The organism is Streptomyces sp. NPDC093544 (assembly GCF_040683495.1).
GTDB lineage: Bacteria > Actinomycetota > Actinomycetes > Streptomycetales > Streptomycetaceae > Streptomyces.
Genome location: NZ_JBFBEA010000014.1, coordinates 115,242 through 133,606, shown reverse-complemented (window position 1 = coordinate 133,606; position 18,365 = coordinate 115,242). Strand labels below are relative to the sequence as shown.

The following is an 18,365-nucleotide window of genomic DNA, read 5'->3' as shown; positions in this document are numbered from 1 at the left end:
TTACCTAACTAGGTACCCCTCGGCCTACCCTTCCCCTCTCCCCGCCCGGGGAACCGGACAGCTCAGAGCGTTAGAGTTAAGGCCTGCCTAACCTAAGGACGTTGACGTGGAGCCAGGCCGGTGACCCGGGCGGAAAGACTGCGGCCCACCCTGCTCGTGGGCTCGGTCATCGCCGTCCTCGCCCTGTTGTGCCTGCTCTCGATCGGCCTCGGTGCCCTGAACATTCCGCCGGTGCAGGTCGTCCAGGCGGTTTTCGGTCATCCACCGAGCCAGACGGTCCAGGACGTGGTCTGGTCGGTCCGCGTCCCGCGCACCGCACTCGGCCTGGCCACCGGCGCCGCGCTCGGCCTGTCGGGCGCCCTGATGATGGCCCTGACCCGCAACCCGCTCGCCGACCCCGGGATCCTGGGTGTCAGCGCGGGTGCCTCCTTCGCCATCGTGATCGCCGTCGCGGTGTTCGGCGTCGGATCGCTGTACGGGTATGTGTGGTTCGCCTTCGCGGGTGCGCTCGTCGCCAGCGTGGTGGTCTTCATGCTGGGCAGGATGGGGCGTTCCGGCGCCACCCCCGTCAAACTCGCGCTCGCCGGGGTCGCGGTGACCTCGCTGCTCTCGTCACTCACCAGCGCCGTCGTCCTCACCGACCCCGACGCCCTGAACCGCTTCCGCTTCTGGTCGGCCGGCTCGCTCGCCACCCAGGACAGCGGTGTGGTCGAGCGCATCCTGCCCTTCCTCGCCGTGGGCGCGGTGCTCGCCGTCGCCTCCGCGCCGGCGCTCAACAGCCTGGCCCTGGGCGACGACGTGGCTGCCTCGCTGGGACGCCGGGTGGGTCTCGTACGGCTCCAGGGAGTCACCGCCGTCATGCTGCTGACCGGTGCGTCGGTCGCGGCCATCGGCCCGGTCGTCTTCCTCGGCCTTGTCGTCCCGCACCTCGCGCGGGTCCTCGCGCAGCGGGCCGGGCTCGGCCCCGACCACCGGTGGCTGCTGCCCCTCTCGGCCGCCCTGGCACCCTGTCTGCTGCTCACCGCCGACATCCTCGGACGGGTCGTGGACCGGCCCGTCGAGATCCAGGCCGGAGTACTCGTCGCGTTCGTCGGCGGCCCGTTCTTCATCGCCCTGGTCCGCCGACGCAAGCTCGCGGAGGTATGAGCGTGTCCGCACCCGCCACCACCGCCTCCGGCGTGCGACGCCCCAGGACGCCCTGGGATCGCAGACCCTTCCGGCTCACCGCACCGCCCGTCTCCGGGGTGCTGCGGCCGCGGCTGGTCATGGTCTGCCTGGCCCTGACCGTCGCGGTGTTCCTGCTGTTCTGCTGGGGTGTGTCGATCGGCGACTATCCGATCACCCTGCCCGACGTGGTCAAGGCACTGGCCGGCTCGGGCGATCCGGGGACGGTGATCGTCGTACAGGACCTGCGGCTGCCACGCGCCCTGACCGGCCTGCTGGTCGGCATCGCCTTCGGGATCTCGGGGGCGCTGTTCCAGACCATCACCCGCAACCCGCTGGCCAGTCCGGACATGATCGGTCTGACCGAGGGCGCCGGTACCGCCGTCGTGGCGGGCATCGTGCTCGGCTGGGACGGCGGCCTGGGCAGCCAGGGCCTCGGACTGCTCGGCGCCCTGGCCACGGCCCTGGTCGTGTACGCCCTGGCCTGGAAGCAGGGCGCGACCGGCTACCGCATCATCCTGGTCGGTATCGGCGTGTCCTGGATCTGCAGCAGCGCCACCGACTTCCTGCTCGCCCGGGGCCGGCAGTTCGAGGCGCAGGCCGCCGTCGGCTGGCTGGTCGGCAACCTCAACGGCCGTACGTGGGACGAGGTTTCGACTCTCGCCGTCGCCCTGGTGGTCCTGGTACCCGTGGCGCTGGGATGCGGCCGCTGGATGCGCACCCTGCACCTCGGCGACGACGTGGCCACCGGACTCGGCACCCCCGTACAGCTGGTCCGGCTCGCCCTGATGCTGACCGGCGTGGGCCTGGTCGCCTTCGGTACGGCGGCGGCGGGACCCGTCGCCTTCGTGGCGCTGGCCGCCCCGCAGATCGCCCAGCGGCTGGTCGGTACGGCATGGCCGCCGCTCGTCGCCTCGGGACTGACCGGCGCGCTGGTCGTCCTCGGCTCCGATCTCATCGCACGTGAAGCGATCTCCGGCATCGAGTTGCCGGTCGGGATCGTCACCGGCGTCCTAGGCGCGCCGGTGCTGCTCTGGCTGCTCATCCGCGCCAACCGCGCGGGCACAGGAGGCTGACGCATGACGACCACCACACCTGGCCAGGCTCCCCGCCCCGACACCGGCCCGGCAGCAGACCCCACCGTGGCCCCCTCCCCCGGCCCCGACCTGCGGGCGAGCGGTCTGCATCTGGCGTACGACAGCCGGCTGGTCGTCGAGGACCTCGACCTGGCGCTCCAGCCCGGCCGGATCACCGCCATCGTGGGCGCCAACGCCTGCGGCAAGTCCACCCTGTTGCGTGCTCTGGCCCGGCTGCTGACACCTCGCGCCGGCTCCGTGCAGTTGGACGGCCGGGCTCTTCGCTCCATACCCAGCCGGGAACTGGCGCAGCAGCTCGGAATCCTGCCGCAGGCCCCGGTGGCCCCGGAGGGGCTGACCGTCATCGACCTGGTGAGCAGGGGCCGTTCACCGCATCAGACCTGGTGGCGGCAGTGGTCCAAGGCCGACGAGCTCGCCGTGCACGAGGCATTGGAGGCGACCGGTCTGACCGACCTCGCCGACCGCACCGTGGACGAGTTGTCCGGCGGCCAGCGGCAGCGCGCCTGGATCGCCATGGCGGTCGCCCAGGGCACGCCCGTACTGCTCCTTGACGAGCCCACGACGTATCTGGACCTGGCCCACCAGATCGACGTCCTGGATCTGATCACGGACCTCAACCGCCGTGAGAACCGCACGGTGGTGATGGTGCTGCACGACCTCAACCAGGCCTGCCGGTACGCCGATCACGTCATCGCCATGAAGTCCGGCCGCATCGTCGCCGAGGGACCGCCGGCCGAGGTGATCACCGCCGCCACGGTCGAGGACGTCTTCGCTTTGCGCTGCCAGGTCACCACCGACCCGGTCAGCGGTACCCCGCTGGTGATTCCGATGGGCCGCCATCACGAGGCGGTTCCGGTCGGCACGGACTGACCCGGGCACGCGCCCGGGCCGGTCCGGCGGTGGGTTCAGGGGCGGGCCGTGAGGTAGCCGCCCATGGTGCGGAAGTAGTCGTTCGCCGCGTGCTCGGTGCCGTCCTCGGTGCGCAACCGGCGGATGACCAGGCCACGGCTCTTTCCGCCACGGGCGTCCGCACCGGCCACGATGACCACGCCGTCGCCCTCGCGGATGAAGATGCGGCCGGGTGTTCCGCCGTACCGCGCCTCCGACACGGCCGCGGACACGACGCGGATCCGCTCGCCACGATGGTGCGTGAAGGCGCTGGGGTAGGGGTCGGACTGGGCGCGCACCAGCCGTTCCAGGTCCTCGGCGGGCCAGGACCAGTCGATACGGCTGTCCTCGATGGACCGCTTGTGGAAGAAGCTCGCGCGCGTGCGGTCCTGCGGCTGCCAGCGGTCCTCGCCCGCGGCGATCAGGTCCAGCGACTCACGCACGATGGGGGTGATCAGGTCCACCGTCCGGTGGAACAGGTCGGTCGCGGTGTCGGCAGCGCCCACCGGCACCGAGCGCTGTATCAGCACGTCTCCGGCGTCGAGTTCGCCGTTCATCCGGTGCGCGGTGACACCGACCCGCTCCTCACCGTTGATGAGGGCCCAGATGATCGGCGAGAAGCCCGCGTAGGCGGGCAGCAGCGAGTCGTGGATGTTGAGCGTGCCGTGCGGCGGCAGGTCGAAGATCTCCGGGGGCAGCCAGGTGCGCCAGTTGTTGGCCACGATGATGTCCGGGGCCACTTCTCGCAGGGTGTCGAGGAGTTCGGCGTCGTCGGGACGGTTGCGCAACAGCACCGGGACGCCGTGCTTGGCAGCCAGTTCGGCGACCGAGTCGTCCCAGATCTTCTCGTACGCGTGCTCGCTCTTCGGGTGGGTGACGACGAGGACGACCTCGTGGTCGGAGCCCAGAAGCGCCTGCAGCGTGCGGTGACCCCAGGTCTGATAGCCGAACATGACGACCCGCATGCGGTTCTCCCCTTCGACGTTATTGCAAGGTAAGCCTAACCTTATCTACTATGAGCCGCGCTGAGGGAGGCGATGGAACGGTGAAATCACCGCGCGGTGGGCCGCACGTCATTCACGATGTCCTCGGAATTGGTTTTGGACCGTCAAATCTGGCACTGGCGATAGCCGTTGAGGAGCACAACGCACAACTCCCGGAGGACCAGCGGCTCAACGCTCGGTTCCTCGAACGGCAACCACGCTTCGGATGGCATCGTGGCATGCTCATCGACGACGCGACGATGCAGGTGTCCTTCCTCAAAGACCTCGTCACCATGCGGAATCCGACGAGCGACTTCAGCTTCCTCTGCTACCTACGGGAGCGGGGCAGACTGGTGGACTTCCTCAATCAGAAGACGCTCTTCCCACTCCGTGTCGAGTTCCACGACTACTTCGAGTGGGCCGCCGCCCGGGTCGGACACCTGGTCGACTACTCCTCCGAGGTGCTGTCCGTCGAAACGGTGCGGGACGAGGACGGTGACATCTCGCACCTCGACGTCACCTGCCGGGACGAGGCCGACCCGACCCGTACGGTGGTCCACCGGGCGCGCAACATCAGCATGGCCGTCGGCCTGGAACCCCATCTGCCACCGGGCACGGAACTGTCCGAACGCGTCTGGCACAACAGCCAGTTGATGCCACGAGTCGCCGAACTCCAGGCCTCGGGCACCCCCTTGCGCAGGGCCGTGGTCCTCGGCGCGGGCCAGAGCGCCGCCGAGGCGGTCGACTACCTTCACCGCGCCTTCCCCGAGGCCGAGATCTGCGCGGTGTTCGCCAAGTACGGCTACACACCGGCCGACGACAGCCCCTTCGCCAACCGGATCTTCGACCCCGAGGCCGTCGACGTCTACTTCCGGGCTCCGTCCGAGGTGAAGCAGTCACTCGTCGACTACCACCGCTCCACCAACTACTCGGTCGTAGACATGGATCTCATCGAAGCCCTGTACGCGACCGCGTACCGCGAGAAGGTACAGGGCCACGAGCGGCTGCGCTTCCTCAACGTCTCCCGCATCCGGGACGTGAACGTCCTGGATGACGGGCTGGACGTCACGGTGGAGTTTCTGCCGACCGGCGAGCGGCAGACCCTGGGGGCGGACCTCCTGGTCCACGCCACCGGGTACCGCTCCCAGGACATCGGCACCCTGCTGGGTGAATCCGCCAAGTACTGCCTGCGCGACGACGGCGATGCCGTCCGGGTCGGCCGCGACCACCGCGTCGAAGTCGCGCCGGAGGTCACCGCCGGCATCTATCTCCAAGGCGGCACCGAACACACCCACGGACTGACCTCGACCCTGCTGTCCACCACGGCCATCCGAGCCGGCGAGATCCACGACTCCCTGGTGGCGCGCCTCGGCGTCCACTGACCCCAACTGCCCGTCCATGGCCCAGCGATGGGCCACCCGACCTCCGGAACCGGTGTCGCCGTTCTCGTACTCGCGGTCCCACCGGGCGGCGTCACCGGTTCCGGAGTGCCCCTGCCCGTTGGAGGACTACGCGTTGGCCATCGTGAACTGCTCCCAGGTGCCGATGGTCGCACGGTTGGCGATCAGCGGTAGCGCCCCGGTGCTGTCCGCGGAGACGTACAGGTTGTTGGCCAACGCCCTGAAGCTGACCGTGCCGTTGGCGTTCCTGACCAGCTGGAAGGTTTCCCAGGCGCTGACGCTCGTACGGTTGGCGATCAGCGGGGAGGTCCCGGTGTTGTCCGCACAGACGTAGAGGTTGTTGGCATGGGCGAGCAGGGCGACGTTGCCGCTGCCCGCGTCGACGAGGGTGAACTGCTCCCAGGTGCTGACGCTCGTACGATTGGCGACCAGCGGGGACGTCCCGGTGTTGTCCGCACAGACGTAGAGGTTGTTGGCCAACGCCTTCAGAGAGATCACTGAGCCGACACCCGGTGGGGTACCGGAGAGCACCGGCTGGGTGGGACGGGTGGCGGTGAGGGCGATCTGCCCCTTGACCATTTTCCCGCCGTCACCGGTGAGCCGCAGGTAGTAGTCCGCGGAGCAGGCGGTGCCGTCCTCGTCCAGGGCCAGCATGCCGCCGTTGCTCGGGGTCCAGGCCTGGGATTCGGCGGTCTTGGCGATCTGGTTGCCCTCGTTGTACTCGTCGTACATCGAGATGTAGATGCCCTGCACCCCGGCCCGCACCATGTTGTAGAACTGCCGCCACATGAAGTCGCCGTGCGCCCGCTGCCGTGCCGAGACGTCGCCGGGCAGGACGCACGGCTGGTAGTCGATGCCGCGTGCGGCGCAGTCGGCGAGGTCGGGCACGGTCGCCACGTTGTAGAAATTGTCCGCGTCGCCGACATTGCCGATCCGGCCGACCATCCACGGGGAGATCATGTTGAAGGCGTGATAGGTGTCCAGGAACCCGGCTCTGGAGTCGCTGGTGCCGGTCCGCCACCAGGTCGGCACGCCGCCGATCACGTAACACCCCTGGGCCTTGAACCAGTTGATCACGTCCAGGGCCGCGGCCGCGGTGGCCGGGTGATTGCTGTCGTTGAAGCCGAAGCCCCATATGCAGACGACCGGCTTGCCGTTCTGGACGGCGTATGCCGAAGACGCCGTGTGGGCCTTCATCTTGTTGGTCCAGTCCGTCTTGATCTCGGACTGCATGTTCGTCCAGCCGGTGACGTCGTACATGATGTAGAACTTCCGGCCGTACGCCTCCGCGGCGCTGCGCACCTTGACGGCCATCGCGTCGCGGGTCGGGCCCTCGGCTCCGTTGGGGTTGAACCGCTGCAGGGCCGCGGTGTCGATGCTGTTCTGCTGCATCCAAAGGAAGTGCGTGTTCACCGTCTGCTGGTCGTACGACGAGAACAGCGTCGCCGGCTGGCCGTTGCCCAGCGCGGCGAAACCGGTCTGGTACGTCCTTGTGTACTCGCGTGTGTCGGGCCAGCACTTGATGCCGTTGTTCGAAGGCGACGGCGCCTGACCGGAGTTGGGCGCCCAGTGCCACCAGGCGTTGATCGGCGCACCGTCTCCTATACAAGCGAACCAGCCCTGGTAGCCGACGGTGACCTTTCCGACCACATCTCCCGGCGGGCTCGCCGCCGACGCGGTCGAGGCCAGGCCGAGCACGGACAGCCCCGCGGCCGCCGAACCGCCGACTGCCGTGGTCAGGAAAGTACGACGTGACACACCCATGGTTGACTCCGATGTTCAACAGCTGAACTCAGCGTCCCTGACCCGCACTCGGGCGCAAGGGCCCGGAGATTCGTGCAAAACTCTCCGCTCTGTTGCGCAGGCCTGCGGTGGGGAAGGTGCGGGCCGGTCCCGGCGCACACCACGCTGAGCACTACTGCATGCGGTTTGAGGTCTGCGGGGATTGAACTGCTGGAGCGATGACTCCGCAATAGGTCTGGACCAAGCAACTTCCCAGCTGCCCCACCTAGCAATTTCCTGTGACGCGCGAGCTGCCGGGATGGCTGCCGCAGCGGGCCGGGGCCGGACTACCGGCTTCACAGGTTCAACGCACAACGTCGGAGTGTTCATGACAACATTGTCATCGGGGCTGGGGCTGCTGTGGTCGTCACCGCGACCGCCCCCCGCCCGAGGGGCCAAGGAGGCCAAGGCATGACTGTCAGGAGAACACTCGTCCGGATGGTGGCCGGACTAGTCGCGGCCGCGACCGTGCTGTTCGCCAGCGGGACACCTGCGGCTGCGGCAAGCAGCAAGCGGGTCGTGGTCTATTACCAGACGCAGTACTACAACGGCTCCTACGTCTCCCCGTTGGGCCTGACCAACAACAACACCGGGGTCACCGACCTCCTGATCGGCGCCATCCATCTCAACAGCGACCTGTCGGTCCATCTGAACGACAACCCGCCCAGCAACGCGATGTTCAACCAGATGTGGACGGACGTCGCCGCGATGCAGGCGAAGGGCGTGCACGCGATCGGCATGGTCGGCGGGGCCGCCCAGGGCAGCTTCCAGCGCCTGGACACCGACTTCGCCACCTATTACCCGCTGTTGAAGAACGTGGTGTCCACGTACCACCTCGACGGCCTGGACCTGGATGTCGAGGAGTACATGTCGCTGGGCGGCGTGGAGCGGCTCATCGACCAGCTCCACACCGACTTCGGCGCCGGTTTCATCGTGACGCTGGCGCCCGTGGCCACCGCGCTGAGCGGCGGCGGCAACCTCTCCGGTTTCAACTACGACCAGCTCTATCGCGACCGCGCAAGCTCCATCGCCTGGTTCAACGCCCAGTTCTACTGCGGCTGGGGCTCGCTCAGCTCCACCAGCGGCTACGACGCGATCATCAACCGCGGTGTGATCCCCGCGGACAAGGTCGTCGCGGGCACCCTCACCAATCCGGCCAACTGCGGCAGCGGTTACGTCGATCCCAGCATTCTGAACAGCACCCTCGCCACACTCTCCGCCAGGTACCCCACCTTCGGCGGCGTCTCCGGCTGGGAGTACTTCAACTCCCTGCCCGGCGGCACCGGCGCGCCCTGGCAGTGGGCCGCCTCGGTGAACGCCGCGATGGGAGGCGGCACCGGCCCCACCAACCTCGCTCTCGGCAAGAGCGCCACCGGCAGCACGCCCTGCAACAGCAACGAGGCCCCCGCCAAAGCCGTCAACGGCACGGTGAGCGGCGGAAACACCGACAAATTCTGCTCCCTCACCTCCCCGTCGCAGCTCACCGTCGACCTCGGCTCCGTCCGCACCCTCACCGGCCTGGAGATCGACCACGCCGGCGCGGGCGGCGAGGCCGCGACCTACAACACCCGGGCGTACACCGTGCAGGTCTCCGCCAACGCGACCACCTGGACCACCGTCGCCCAGGCCACCGCCAACACCGCCGGCGTCACCACACACACCCTCACCGGCACCTCCGCCCGCTACGTCCGACTGAACGTCACCACTCCCACCCAGACGACCGACCCCGCCACCCGCGTCTACGAGTTCAAGGTCTTCGGCTGATCCGAGTTCAGGGTGTGCGGCTGATACGAGTTCAAGGTGTGCGGCTGACAAGAAGCCGCTCACCCCTGTGTGCCACAGCGGTCGGGGCCGGGAACGGACCGGGCCCGACCGCCGCTCCCGGGTGCCCACCGCGTCGCACCCCTGGGCCGTTCAAGGTCCGGCTACATGCGGTTGCTGCGCTGTAGGGTCCGAATATGGTGAGTCGCATTTCCGAGCTGGTAATTGATTGCCGGGATCCGCAACGGCTGGCGGCGTTCTGGTGCGAGGTGCTGGGCTTCATCGTGCTCGACACCGAGGACGGCGCGGTGGAGATCGGACCACGGGAAGGGTTCGGCGGATTGCAGCCGACGCTCGTCTTCAGCCCCACTTCCGAGCCCAAGGCGGGCAAGCTGCGGCTGCACATCGACGTCAACGCCACCGACCGCGACCAGGACGCCGAACTCGAACGCCTCCTGAAGCTCGGGGCGCGCCCGGCCGACATCGGCCAGACCGGCGAGGAGACCTGGCACTGCCTGGTCGACCCCGAAGGCAACGAGTTCTGCCTCCTGCGAACGCGCCTGAGCTGAGCATCAGCCCGCACCAGAGCTGAAACCCCAGCTCAGCGCACCCTCCCCCGCGGCTTCAGCGGCACCGGCGGAAGTTCAGGAGCAGGCAGTGGCGCACCGTCGTACCCCACCACCTCACCGAACCGCGAGCCCGCCATCCAGTCCGAACGGGCCTGTGCGATGTCCTCGTTGGACCGCCCGATGAAGTTCCACCACATGATCAGCTCCTCCTCGAACGGTTCACCGCCGAGGAGCATGAGGGCCGCGTCGGACTCGGCGCGCAGGGGGAGTTCGGTGCGGCCGCACCCGAGGTAGAGCATCGAGCCCGGGAGTACCGGTACGCCGTCGACATGGGCCTCGCCCGACATGGCCAGCACGGCGTACTCGAAGTCGGGCTCCAGCGGCAGGCGGACGTCCGCGCCGCTCGCGAGGGCCAGGTCGGCGCCGACGATCGGGGTGTACGTCGTGCCCGGTGAGGCCGTGCCGTCGACCGTGCCCAGGATGAGCGTGGCGCGGAGGCCGGGAGCCGTGACGAGGGGCAGTTCGGCGTGGTGCTCGAAGCGCGGTTCGGCATGACGGTGACTGTCCGGGAGGGCGACCCAGAGCTGCGCGCCGTGCAGGAAGCGGGCGTGCGACTTGGGGCTCTCCTCGGAGTGGCTGATGGCCCGGCCGGAGGTCATGAGGCCCAGTTCACGCGGGCGGATGGTCTGCAGGCTGCCCGTGGAGTCGCGGTGCAGCACCTCGCCCTCGTGCAGCCAGCTGACGGTCTGCAGGCCCATGTGCGGGTGCGGCGGGACCTGCATGCCGGGCTCCTCGGCGATCTCGTCGGGCCCGTAGTGATCGACGAAGCACCACGCGCCTACCATGCGGCGGCCCAGGTTGGGCAGCAGGCGGCGGACTTCGGTGGACTCGCCGAGCTTGACCCGGCGGGGACTGAGGAGTTCGCGCACCGGTTCGGCCACCACAAAACCGCGGCCACCGCACAGGGCGGGCACTGCCTCGCGATCAAGATTGCTCATGGCCCACAACCTAGCCCCGCGGGGGACCCGCCGTCAGGCCATCGACCCGCCCATTGAGGGGCACACTGCACAGATCCGGCAGGCCTCATCGACGGATACCTGCTCTGCATCCACCCACTCGTCCTGGGCACCGGCCACCGCCTGTTCACCGACGCCTTCGACCCGACCACGTTCGATGTCGCCGACGCGACTTCAACGTCCTCCGGAGTCATCATCGCCGGCTATCGGCCCCGTCCCGGGGCCGGATCCAGTCCCGGAAAGTAACGCTCTACGGCTGGAGCACTAGGACCTGGGACCCGTCCGCATACACCGTTGGTCGGACCGCTCTCAAAATAGTAGCCATGGATATAGTAGCCATGTACCGTTTCTCGCATGAGTTCGATCACCTCGTCCGGTTCGAAGAGTTCGGCACCTGAGAACGCGACGCCCGGCTTCCTCGTCTGGCGTCTGTCGATGAAATGGCGGGTGGCCGTCGACCGGGCGGTCGCACCGCTGGGCCTGACCCACGCGCAGTACTCGCTGGTGGCGTCGCTGTATGGCATGCACAGGGATGGCCGACGGCCGAGCCAGCGCGCACTCGCCGACCACACCGGACTCGAACCGCTCTACGTCTCGAAGCTCGCCCGCGCCCTTGAGACGGCCGGGATCGTCGACCGGACACGGGATCCGGCCGACCCCCGGGCGGTGCAGCTCTCACTCACGGAGGAGGGACGCGAGGTCACGCGCCGCGCGATCAAGGTGGTCCAGGGTCTCCTGGACCAGCTCCTCGAACCCCTCGGCGGGCTCCACGGCGAGCACACACAGGCGTTCAGCCGCGAACTGGTGGCCCTTCTCGACGTACCACTCGATCCACGTTCCGAGCGGGAACAGCCTCAGAAGGACCACCTCAAGTAAGAACTTTCCGAGAAGGAGCAGTCATGACCACCGCCACTCCCCCAGCCAACGGCCAGGTCATAGCCTTGGCCCACTACTCGAGCCGGGCCGTACTGGAGACAGTGCTGGCCCGCACCGGAACCACGTTCCACCAGTCGGTGACCCTCAATGCCGTCGTCGGCAAGGGCGGCACCGTCGAGCACGACTGGCTCATCGGCCGCCTGACCGGGGCGCTGAAGATCGAGGAGTCGCCGGCCCGGGAGATCGTCGACGAGCTGGCGGCCCTGAAGCTGCTGGAAGAGTCAGCCTCGGGGCAGGTGTCCCTCACGGACAGCGGCCAGGAGCTCTTCGACCGGATCCAACCGGGCGTACGTGAGGTCTCGGCCCGACTGTACGCGGGCATTTCGGCCGAGGACCTGGCGACCGCCGGTCGCGTACTGACCCTGGTCACGGAGCGGGCCAACGCGGAGCTCGGCGACGCGTGACTTCACCGAACCCCTCTGAAAGCCCCCCGAACCCCACCGGCCCGATGTAGTGGAATATTCAACCAACTCCTGCCGTTGACCCCGTCAAAGGAGGTCAGCAGTGGACATGAAGTACTACGACCACGGGACGGCCGCGGAGCGCTGGGAGCGGGCGCGGATGTTCTTCGATGCCAGGGACTACACCGCCGCGGCGCGGGTTCTCAGTGGACTGGTCGAGGAGGTGCCGGAGCTGGTCGGACCCCGGCTGCTGCTGGCCCGCTCGTACTATCACTCGGCCCAACTGTGGCGCGCCGAGGCCGAGTTGCGCGTACTCGTGGAACTCGACCCGGTCGAGCACTACGCCCGGCTGATGCTGGGGCGCACGCTTCAGCGTCAGGGGCGGCCCGACGAGGCGGAGCCGCACCTGCGGATCGCCTCGGCGCTCGCGGGCGACTTCGAGCAGGTGTAACAGCCCTGCGAAGGCAGGCCGGTCACCACGGTGACCGGCCTTTTCGCGTGCACCCTCGGGGAGTTGAGCGACCCCCGCCCGCCGCTACCTGGCGGCTCCGTCGGCGTACGTACGCTTCCCCCTCCGGTGCGCGATCTCGCCGAGCAGCACGTCCACGGCGATGAACACCGCCAGCGGGATGCCGAGCAGCGGGACGAAGTAGCCGAGCACGGCGATGGCCGCCATGGCCGGGACCAGGATCTGCGGCGGGACCTGCTGCCAGGCGCCGCGCGGGATGGGACGGCCGAACGCGGAGGCGCGACCGCGCAGCCACCACATCCGGTACCCCAGGACGATCAGAAGGATCAGCGCAGCCGCGAGGGCCATCAGCACGATCTGGTTGGCCAGGCCGAAGAGGACGCCCATGTGGGCGTCGATGCCCCAGCGGGTCAGCTTGGCGAGCACCGGGTAGTCGGCGAAGCGGAGTTCGTCGGTGACCTCGGCGGTCGTCGGGTCGACGGCCACCGCGTCCTGCTTCTCGGGCCAGCTGCGCTGGACCTGCTTGACGACGTAGGCGGAAGAGGCGTCGGCGGGCGGGGTGATCTCGACCGGGTCGCCGAGGCCCTTGGCGCGGGCCGCGGCGAGGATCTGGTCGATACCCGCTCCGCCCGCCGCGTCGCCCGCCGAGGCCGCGGCCTCGTGTTCCGCGTGTTCGCCGCCCGCCGCCGCGGAGACAGAGGGCGTCGACTGGCCGAGCGAGGTCCTGAGGACGTCGATGTTCGCCCCGGCGTACGTCGACCAGGTCAGGCCGGTCGCCGAGAGGAAGATGAATCCGATCGCCGCCCAGACGCCGACGGTGCCGTGCAGCCCCAGGGTGCGGCGGCGCCCGCTCGTCCCACGCACCTTGCGCTGCGAACGTCGGCGCGCGAACCACAGCACCAGGCCGCCGCCCGCGATCACCCAGAGCCAGCTGGCGGCGAGTTCGCTGTAGAGGCGGCCGTTCTCGCCAAGGTGCAAGTTGCGGTGGAACTCGTCGATCCAGGTCCGCACCGGGAGCGCGCCGGTGGAACCGTACTGCTCCAGGGCCCCGCGCACCTTCGCGGTGTACGGGTCGACGAAGACCGCGAGGGTGTTATCGGCGTCGACGCCCAGGGTGCCCGACAGCATCACCCGGGTCGTCGCATCGGCCTCCGGCGAGGGGCGTATCGCCGAGATCGTGCCCTCCGGGTGGGCCTTGCGGGCGGCGGCCACCTGCTCGGACAGCGGCAGCTTCTCGTCGCCGACGGGGACGGTCATCTCGTGCGAGTAGATGATCTTCTCGGCCTGGTACGAGGCGGCGTACAGGAAGCCGGTGGCCGCGGCGACCAGCAGGAAGGGGGCGACGAGCACTCCTGCGTAGAAGTGCAGGCGCAGCACCAGGGGACGCAGCGAGGACCAGGCTCTTCGGGTGGGTGCCGGCGTGGCGGACTGCGGGGACTCGTCCGTCGTGATCGGGGGAGCGGTGGACATCGGCGGGGTTCTCCGGTCAGGCAGGGGACGGGATCGGGCCGTGGGCCGGGAGTGGGGCTCCCTCCAACGGTGGCGGTCCAGTAGTCGGAGCGTGGGCGCGTCGAGTTCCCGGGCCGACAAGTGGTGTGCGTCACATGGAGGAAGGTGAGGGACGCGCCCTGCGCCGCCTCGCTCCGCGCCGGACCGCTTGACATCCTGGCGCGATGGCATCCGAACGTGACCCCAGCGCCTCCCGCTCCCTCAGCGACCAGGTCGAGGAACTCCTCTCCCACGAAGGCCCGTTGCCGATCGTGGCCGCCGGAGACCCGGTGCTGCGCCGTGCCGCCGAGCCCTTCGACGGCCAGTTGGACGCGGGGCTGCTGGCCCGTTTCGTCGCCGCCCTGCGCGCGACGATGCACGCGGCGCCGGGTGTCGGCCTCGCGGCGCCGCAGGTCGGCGTACCGCTGCGGCTCGCGGTCATCGAGGACCCGGCACCGGTGTCCGAAGAGGTGCGGCTGGTGCGCGGGCGGGTGCCGCAGCCGTTCCGGGTGCTGGTCAATCCGTCGTACGAGGGGATCGGCGCCGACCGGGCGGTGTTCTTCGAGGGCTGCCTGAGCGTGCCGGGCTGGCAGGCCGTGGTGCCCCGGCACGCCGAGGTGCGGCTGCGCGCGCTGGACGAGGAGGGTCACGCGATCGACGAGGTGTTCACGGGCTGGCCCGCACGAATCGTCCAGCACGAGACCGATCACCTGGACGGTGTGCTCTATCTCGACCGCGCGGAGACGCGCTCGCTGTCCTCGAACCAGGCGATGGCGGAGCACTGGGCGCAGCCGACGCCGGATGAGGCGGCCGCGGTCCTCGGCTTCACGCTGCCCGACTGAGCCGCTCCGGCCGCGGTGCCAGAGTGCCCCGGTGCAGGCATGGCACCCTGCCAACCGCTCGACCACGCGTCCCGGTAGGCCTCAAGCAGCCACACGGCGCAGCCCACACCGCAGGAGACGGCCGCGCCCCTCGGCCTCAACCTGCCCCACCGAGCCGCGCCATCCCCCCGGGCCGGCTACGCATCCCGGTAGGCCTCGAGCAGCCGCAGCCACACCTCGCTCACCGTCGGATAGGACGGGACCGCGTGCCACAGGCGGCTGATGGGTACCTCGCCGGCGACGGCGATGGTCGCCGAGTGGATCAGTTCGCCGACGCCGGGGCCGACGAAGGTGACGCCGAGGAGGATCTCGCGGTTGATGTCGACGACCATGCGGGCCCGGCCGCGGTAGCCGTCCGCGTACAGACCCGCGCCCGCAACCGAGGACATCTCGACGTCCACGGCCCGGACCCGGTGGCCCGCCTGTTCGGCCTCGGCGAGGGAGAGGCCCACCGCGGCGGCCTCCGGGTCGGTGAAGACGACCTGGGGGACGGCCGCGTGATCGGCGGTGGCGGCGTGGGCGCCCCAGGGGTCCGTCTCCAGGAGCGGTACGCCGGCCGCGCGGGCGGCGATGGCGGCGCCCGCGATACGGGCCTGGTACTTGCCCTGGTGGGTGAGGAGCGCGCGGTGGTTGACGTCGCCGACCGCGTACAGCCACTCGCTGCCGATCACCCGGAGACTGTCGTCCACGTCGAGCCAGGACCCCGCTTCCAGGCCCACGGTGTCGAGGCCGAGGTCGTCGGTGCGGGGCGCGCGACCGGTCGCGAAGAGGATCTCGTCGGCCTCCAGGCGGTCACCGGTGTCCGTCAGGACGACCACGGTCGAGCCCTCGCGGGTCACCGCGGTCACGGAGGTGCCGGTGCGGATGTCCGCGCCCGCTTCTTGCAGGCTTTCGGCCACCAGTTCCCCCGCGAAGGGTTCCATGCGGGGCAGCAGGCCCTTGCCGCGGACCAGGACCGTGACCTGGGAGCCGAGGGCCTGCCAGGCCGTGGCCATCTCGACGGCGACCACTCCGCCGCCCACCACGATGAGCCGGCCGGGCACGGCCTGCGCGCTGGTGGCCTCGCGGCTGGTCCAGGGCTTGACCTGGGCGAGTCCCGGCAGGTCTGGGAGCAGGGCGCGGGTGCCGGTGCACACGGCGACCGCGTGCCGGGCGGTCAGCACCTTCTGCTCGCCGTCCGGCCCTTCGACCGTCACCGTGCGTGATCCGGCGAGCCGCCCGTGCCCGCGGTAGAGGTCGGCGCCGATGCCGTCCACCCAGCCGACCTGGCCGTCGTCTTTCCAGTGGGAGGTGAAGTAGTCGCGATGCGCGAGGACCGCGGGGGCGTCGAGGGGGCCTTGCACCGCCTGGCTGAGGCCGGGCACGCGGCGGGCGTCGGCGCGGGCGATGGCCGGGCGCAGCAGGGCCTTGCTGGGCATACAGGCCCAGTAGGAGCACTCGCCGCCGACCAGTTCGCTCTCCACGATCGCGGCGGAGAGGCCGGCCGCGCGGGCGCGGTCCGCGACGTTCTCCCCCACGGGCCCGGCACCGAGCACCACGACGTCGTACGCGATGGATTCCGTTTCCGTCATGGGATCAGTCTGGTTCCTGGTGTGCTTCGTGGCCACACGGGTACGGGCGCGGAATACGGCACCGGCAGGCGGCGTTGTGCGAACCGGCACGAACCGACCCGAGAAAGAGGGAGACAGGCATGAGCAGCACCGTGGAGCTCACCAAGGAGAACTTCGACCAGACGGTCAAGGACAACGAGTTCGTCCTGATCGACTTCTGGGCGTCCTGGTGCGGGCCGTGCCGTCAGTTCGCCCCGGTCTACGAGAAGGCGGCCGAGGCCAACCCGGACCTGGTGTTCGCCAAGGTCGACACGGAGGCGCAGCCCGAGCTGGCCGCGGCCTTCGACATCCGGTCGATCCCGACGCTGATGATCGTCCGCGACCAGGTCGCGATCTTCGCCCAGCCCGGTGCGCTGCCGCAGGCCGCCCTGGAGGACGTGATCGGCCAGGCCCGCAAGCTGGACATGGACGAGGTCCGCAAGTCCGTCGCCGAGCAGCAGGCCGAGGCCGGCCAGTAGGTTCTCCCGCGCTCACGCTCAGAACGGGTACGGCGCCACGTCCCCGCGTACCGTCGTCCAGCGCACGTCGGTGAAGGCCTCCAGGTTGGCCTCACCGCCGAAGCGGGCGCCGGTGCCGGAGGCCGCGATGCCGCCGAAGGGTGCGACGGCCTCGTCGTTGACGGTCTGGTCGTTGATGTGGGCGATGCCGGTGGGGATGCGGTCGGCGAGGTCGAGGCCGCGTGCGGTGTCCCGGGTGACGATCCCCAGAGAGAGGCCGTACGGTCCCGCCGAGGCGAGGGCCGCGGCCTCGTCGACGGTCGCGAAGGAACGTACCGGCGCGACCGGGCCGAAGACCTCCTGCGCGTACGCGGGTGTCGAGTCGTCGACTCCGGCGAGCACCGTGGGCCGGTAGAACAGCTTCTCGTGCGTGCCGCCCGCCGCCAGCTTCGCCCCGCGTGCCGTGCTGGACTCCACCAGCCCCTGGATCTTGGCGAGTTGGGCGCTGTCGATGATCGGCCCGAGGTGCACCTGCGCGCGGTGCGGGTCGCCGACGGCGAGTGAGTCGGCCTTGGCGGCGAGCCGTTCGACATACTCGTCGTAGAGCGAGGCGTGGACGAGATGGCGGCCCGTCGTCATGCAGATCTGGCCCTGGTGGAAGAACGAGCCCCAGGCCGCCGTGGAGATCACGGCGTCGATGTCGGCGTCCTCCAGCACGATCAGGGCGGAGTTGCCTCCCAACTCCAGGTGTACGCGCTTGAGTTGACGGCCGGCGGCCTCACCGACCGCGCGCCCGGCCGCAGTGGATCCCGTGAACGAGATGACCGGCACCTGGGGGTCGGCCACCAGTGCCTGCCCGGTCTCGGGGCCACCGGGCAGCACGTGCAGCAGCCCCTCCGGGAGACCCGCCTCCGCGAAGACGGCCGCGAGCGCGAGGCCGCCGCAGACAGCGGTGCGCGGGTCCGGCTTCAGGACGACACCGTTGCCGAGCGCGAGCGCCGGGGCCACGGAGCGGATCGAGAGGATCAGCGGGGCGTTGAAGGGGGCGATCACGCCCACGACACCGACCGGGACGCGTCGCGTGTACGACAGACGCGGCGCCTCCGACGGCAGGATCTGGCCGGTCGGGCGCGAAGCGAGCGCGGCCGCCTCGTAGCACTCCTGGGCGGCGACGTGGAGCTCGAAGTCGGCCTTGCCGGGTATGGAGCCGGACTCGCGGACGATCCAGTCGCGCAGTTCGTCGGCGTGGGCGGCGAACAGGTCGCCCGCCTTGCGCAGGACGGCGGCACGGACGAAGTGCGGGGCCTTGACCCAGTCGGACTGGGCGGCGCGGGCGGTCCGCGCGGCTGCCGCGACGTCCCCGGCGGTGGCGAGCGTGACGCTCCCGAGCGCCTCGCCGGTGGCGGGCTCGGTGACCGCGTACTCACCGCCCGACAACGTGCGGGACTGCCAGGTCTTTGGGTCGAGCAGCGGCATGACGGCT

17 protein-coding genes are annotated in these 18,365 nt (G+C 69.8%); 11 read left to right on the top strand and 6 right to left on the bottom strand.

Annotated elements, in window-relative coordinates; genetic code table 11:
- Positions 1–120 precede the first annotated feature (120 nt).
- Genes AB0N66_RS22425 through AB0N66_RS22415 form a run of 3 tightly spaced genes read left to right on the top strand, consistent with a single transcriptional unit; the run spans position 121 to position 3,131 of the window.
- Positions 121–1,146, top strand: coding sequence for an iron ABC transporter permease (locus tag AB0N66_RS22425; RefSeq protein ID WP_365437843.1), 1,026 nt, complete (start codon positions 121–123; stop codon positions 1,144–1,146).
- Positions 1,143–2,240: an iron chelate uptake ABC transporter family permease subunit gene (locus AB0N66_RS22420; protein WP_365437839.1), complete on the top strand. Its 1,098-nt coding sequence runs from the start codon at positions 1,143–1,145 to the stop codon at positions 2,238–2,240. The genes AB0N66_RS22425 and AB0N66_RS22420 overlap by 4 nt, the downstream gene beginning before the upstream one ends.
- Positions 2,241–2,243: 3 nt before the next feature.
- Entirely contained in the window at positions 2,244–3,131 is an 888-nt protein-coding gene (locus AB0N66_RS22415) for an ABC transporter ATP-binding protein (RefSeq protein WP_365437836.1), read from the top strand.
- 35 nt (positions 3,132–3,166) lie between these two features.
- Here AB0N66_RS22415 and AB0N66_RS22410 read toward each other — a convergent pair whose 3' ends face one another.
- Positions 3,167–4,114, bottom strand: coding sequence for a methionyl-tRNA formyltransferase (locus AB0N66_RS22410; protein WP_365437833.1), 948 nt, complete (start codon positions 4,112–4,114; stop codon positions 3,167–3,169).
- Between the two features lie 50 nt (positions 4,115–4,164).
- Between AB0N66_RS22410 and AB0N66_RS22405 the strand changes: the two genes are divergently transcribed.
- Complete coding sequence (locus tag AB0N66_RS22405) at positions 4,165–5,514, top strand: SidA/IucD/PvdA family monooxygenase (protein WP_365437830.1); 1,350 nt, start codon at positions 4,165–4,167, stop codon at positions 5,512–5,514.
- Positions 5,515–5,640: 126 nt separating this feature from the next.
- On the opposite strand, the gene AB0N66_RS22400 is transcribed toward AB0N66_RS22405, so the two are convergent.
- A complete protein-coding gene (locus AB0N66_RS22400) occupies positions 5,641–7,296 on the bottom strand; it encodes a xylosidase (RefSeq protein WP_365437827.1) in 1,656 nt (551 codons plus the stop codon).
- A gap of 429 nt (positions 7,297–7,725) precedes the next feature.
- Here AB0N66_RS22400 and AB0N66_RS22395 point away from each other — a divergent pair, with 429 nt between their 5' ends.
- Both AB0N66_RS22395 and AB0N66_RS22390 read left to right on the top strand, forming a co-directional pair.
- The gene (locus AB0N66_RS22395) at positions 7,726–9,078 is read left to right on the top strand and encodes a discoidin domain-containing protein (RefSeq protein ID WP_365437824.1); all 1,353 of its coding nucleotides are present in this window, start codon (positions 7,726–7,728) and stop codon (positions 9,076–9,078) included.
- 194 nt (positions 9,079–9,272) lie between these two features.
- Positions 9,273–9,644 carry a VOC family protein gene (locus AB0N66_RS22390; RefSeq protein WP_365437821.1) on the top strand — a complete coding sequence of 124 codons (372 nt, stop codon included), beginning with the start codon at positions 9,273–9,275 and terminating at the stop codon, positions 9,642–9,644.
- 32 nt (positions 9,645–9,676) lie between these two features.
- On the opposite strand, the gene AB0N66_RS22385 is transcribed toward AB0N66_RS22390, so the two are convergent.
- The gene (locus AB0N66_RS22385; RefSeq protein WP_365437818.1) at positions 9,677–10,642 is read right to left on the bottom strand and encodes a pirin family protein; all 966 of its coding nucleotides are present in this window, start codon (positions 10,640–10,642) and stop codon (positions 9,677–9,679) included.
- A 372-nt stretch (positions 10,643–11,014) separates the two neighbouring features.
- Between AB0N66_RS22385 and AB0N66_RS22380 the strand changes: the two genes are divergently transcribed.
- The 3 genes from AB0N66_RS22380 (at position 11,015) to AB0N66_RS22370 (ending at position 12,448) form a co-directional block, all read left to right on the top strand.
- A complete protein-coding gene (locus tag AB0N66_RS22380; protein ID WP_365437816.1) occupies positions 11,015–11,536 on the top strand; it encodes a MarR family transcriptional regulator in 522 nt (173 codons plus the stop codon).
- A gap of 23 nt (positions 11,537–11,559) precedes the next feature.
- Entirely contained in the window at positions 11,560–12,000 is a 441-nt protein-coding gene (locus AB0N66_RS22375; RefSeq protein WP_365437813.1) for a MarR family transcriptional regulator, read from the top strand.
- A gap of 100 nt (positions 12,001–12,100) precedes the next feature.
- Positions 12,101–12,448, top strand: coding sequence for a tetratricopeptide repeat protein (locus tag AB0N66_RS22370; RefSeq protein ID WP_365437811.1), 348 nt, complete (start codon positions 12,101–12,103; stop codon positions 12,446–12,448).
- A gap of 84 nt (positions 12,449–12,532) precedes the next feature.
- Here AB0N66_RS22370 and AB0N66_RS22365 read toward each other — a convergent pair whose 3' ends face one another.
- Positions 12,533–13,936 carry a PepSY-associated TM helix domain-containing protein gene (locus AB0N66_RS22365; protein ID WP_365437808.1) on the bottom strand — a complete coding sequence of 468 codons (1,404 nt, stop codon included), beginning with the start codon at positions 13,934–13,936 and terminating at the stop codon, positions 12,533–12,535.
- A 203-nt stretch (positions 13,937–14,139) separates the two neighbouring features.
- Here AB0N66_RS22365 and AB0N66_RS22360 point away from each other — a divergent pair, with 203 nt between their 5' ends.
- Positions 14,140–14,796: a peptide deformylase gene (locus AB0N66_RS22360; protein WP_365437805.1), complete on the top strand. Its 657-nt coding sequence runs from the start codon at positions 14,140–14,142 to the stop codon at positions 14,794–14,796.
- Between the two features lie 176 nt (positions 14,797–14,972).
- Here AB0N66_RS22360 and AB0N66_RS22355 read toward each other — a convergent pair whose 3' ends face one another.
- Complete coding sequence (locus AB0N66_RS22355; protein ID WP_365437803.1) at positions 14,973–16,406, bottom strand: NAD(P)/FAD-dependent oxidoreductase; 1,434 nt, start codon at positions 16,404–16,406, stop codon at positions 14,973–14,975.
- Positions 16,407–16,525: 119 nt separating this feature from the next.
- Here AB0N66_RS22355 and trxA point away from each other — a divergent pair, with 119 nt between their 5' ends.
- Positions 16,526–16,903, top strand: a complete 378-nt coding sequence (gene trxA, locus AB0N66_RS22350; RefSeq protein ID WP_365437800.1) for a thioredoxin — start codon at positions 16,526–16,528, stop codon at positions 16,901–16,903.
- A gap of 18 nt (positions 16,904–16,921) precedes the next feature.
- Here the strand turns inward: trxA and AB0N66_RS22345 are convergent, their stop codons facing one another.
- A complete protein-coding gene (locus tag AB0N66_RS22345) occupies positions 16,922–18,358 on the bottom strand; it encodes a benzaldehyde dehydrogenase (protein WP_365437797.1) in 1,437 nt (478 codons plus the stop codon).
- Positions 18,359–18,365 lie beyond the last annotated feature (7 nt).

What these genes read in the sequence shown, in the direction of transcription:
- AB0N66_RS22420 (WP_365437839.1), top strand. Translation starts at nt 1,143, where the DNA reads ATGAGCGTGTCCGCACCCGCCACCACCGCCTCCGGCGTGCGACGCCCC.
- AB0N66_RS22415 (WP_365437836.1), top strand. Translation starts at nt 2,244, where the DNA reads ATGACGACCACCACACCTGGCCAGGCTCCCCGCCCCGACACCGGCCCG.
- AB0N66_RS22410 (WP_365437833.1), bottom strand. Translation starts at nt 4,114, where the DNA reads ATGCGGGTCGTCATGTTCGGCTATCAGACCTGGGGTCACCGCACGCTG.
- AB0N66_RS22405 (WP_365437830.1), top strand. Translation starts at nt 4,165, where the DNA reads ATGAGCCGCGCTGAGGGAGGCGATGGAACGGTGAAATCACCGCGCGGT.
- AB0N66_RS22400 (WP_365437827.1), bottom strand. Translation starts at nt 7,296, where the DNA reads ATGGGTGTGTCACGTCGTACTTTCCTGACCACGGCAGTCGGCGGTTCG.
- AB0N66_RS22395 (WP_365437824.1), top strand. Translation starts at nt 7,726, where the DNA reads ATGACTGTCAGGAGAACACTCGTCCGGATGGTGGCCGGACTAGTCGCG.
- AB0N66_RS22390 (WP_365437821.1), top strand. Translation starts at nt 9,273, where the DNA reads ATGGTGAGTCGCATTTCCGAGCTGGTAATTGATTGCCGGGATCCGCAA.
- AB0N66_RS22385 (WP_365437818.1), bottom strand. Translation starts at nt 10,642, where the DNA reads ATGAGCAATCTTGATCGCGAGGCAGTGCCCGCCCTGTGCGGTGGCCGC.
- AB0N66_RS22380 (WP_365437816.1), top strand. Translation starts at nt 11,015, where the DNA reads ATGAGTTCGATCACCTCGTCCGGTTCGAAGAGTTCGGCACCTGAGAAC.
- AB0N66_RS22375 (WP_365437813.1), top strand. Translation starts at nt 11,560, where the DNA reads ATGACCACCGCCACTCCCCCAGCCAACGGCCAGGTCATAGCCTTGGCC.
- AB0N66_RS22365 (WP_365437808.1), bottom strand. Translation starts at nt 13,936, where the DNA reads ATGTCCACCGCTCCCCCGATCACGACGGACGAGTCCCCGCAGTCCGCC.
- AB0N66_RS22360 (WP_365437805.1), top strand. Translation starts at nt 14,140, where the DNA reads ATGGCATCCGAACGTGACCCCAGCGCCTCCCGCTCCCTCAGCGACCAG.
- AB0N66_RS22355 (WP_365437803.1), bottom strand. Translation starts at nt 16,406, where the DNA reads ATGACGGAAACGGAATCCATCGCGTACGACGTCGTGGTGCTCGGTGCC.
- trxA (WP_365437800.1), top strand. Translation starts at nt 16,526, where the DNA reads ATGAGCAGCACCGTGGAGCTCACCAAGGAGAACTTCGACCAGACGGTC.
- AB0N66_RS22345 (WP_365437797.1), bottom strand. Translation starts at nt 18,358, where the DNA reads ATGCCGCTGCTCGACCCAAAGACCTGGCAGTCCCGCACGTTGTCGGGC.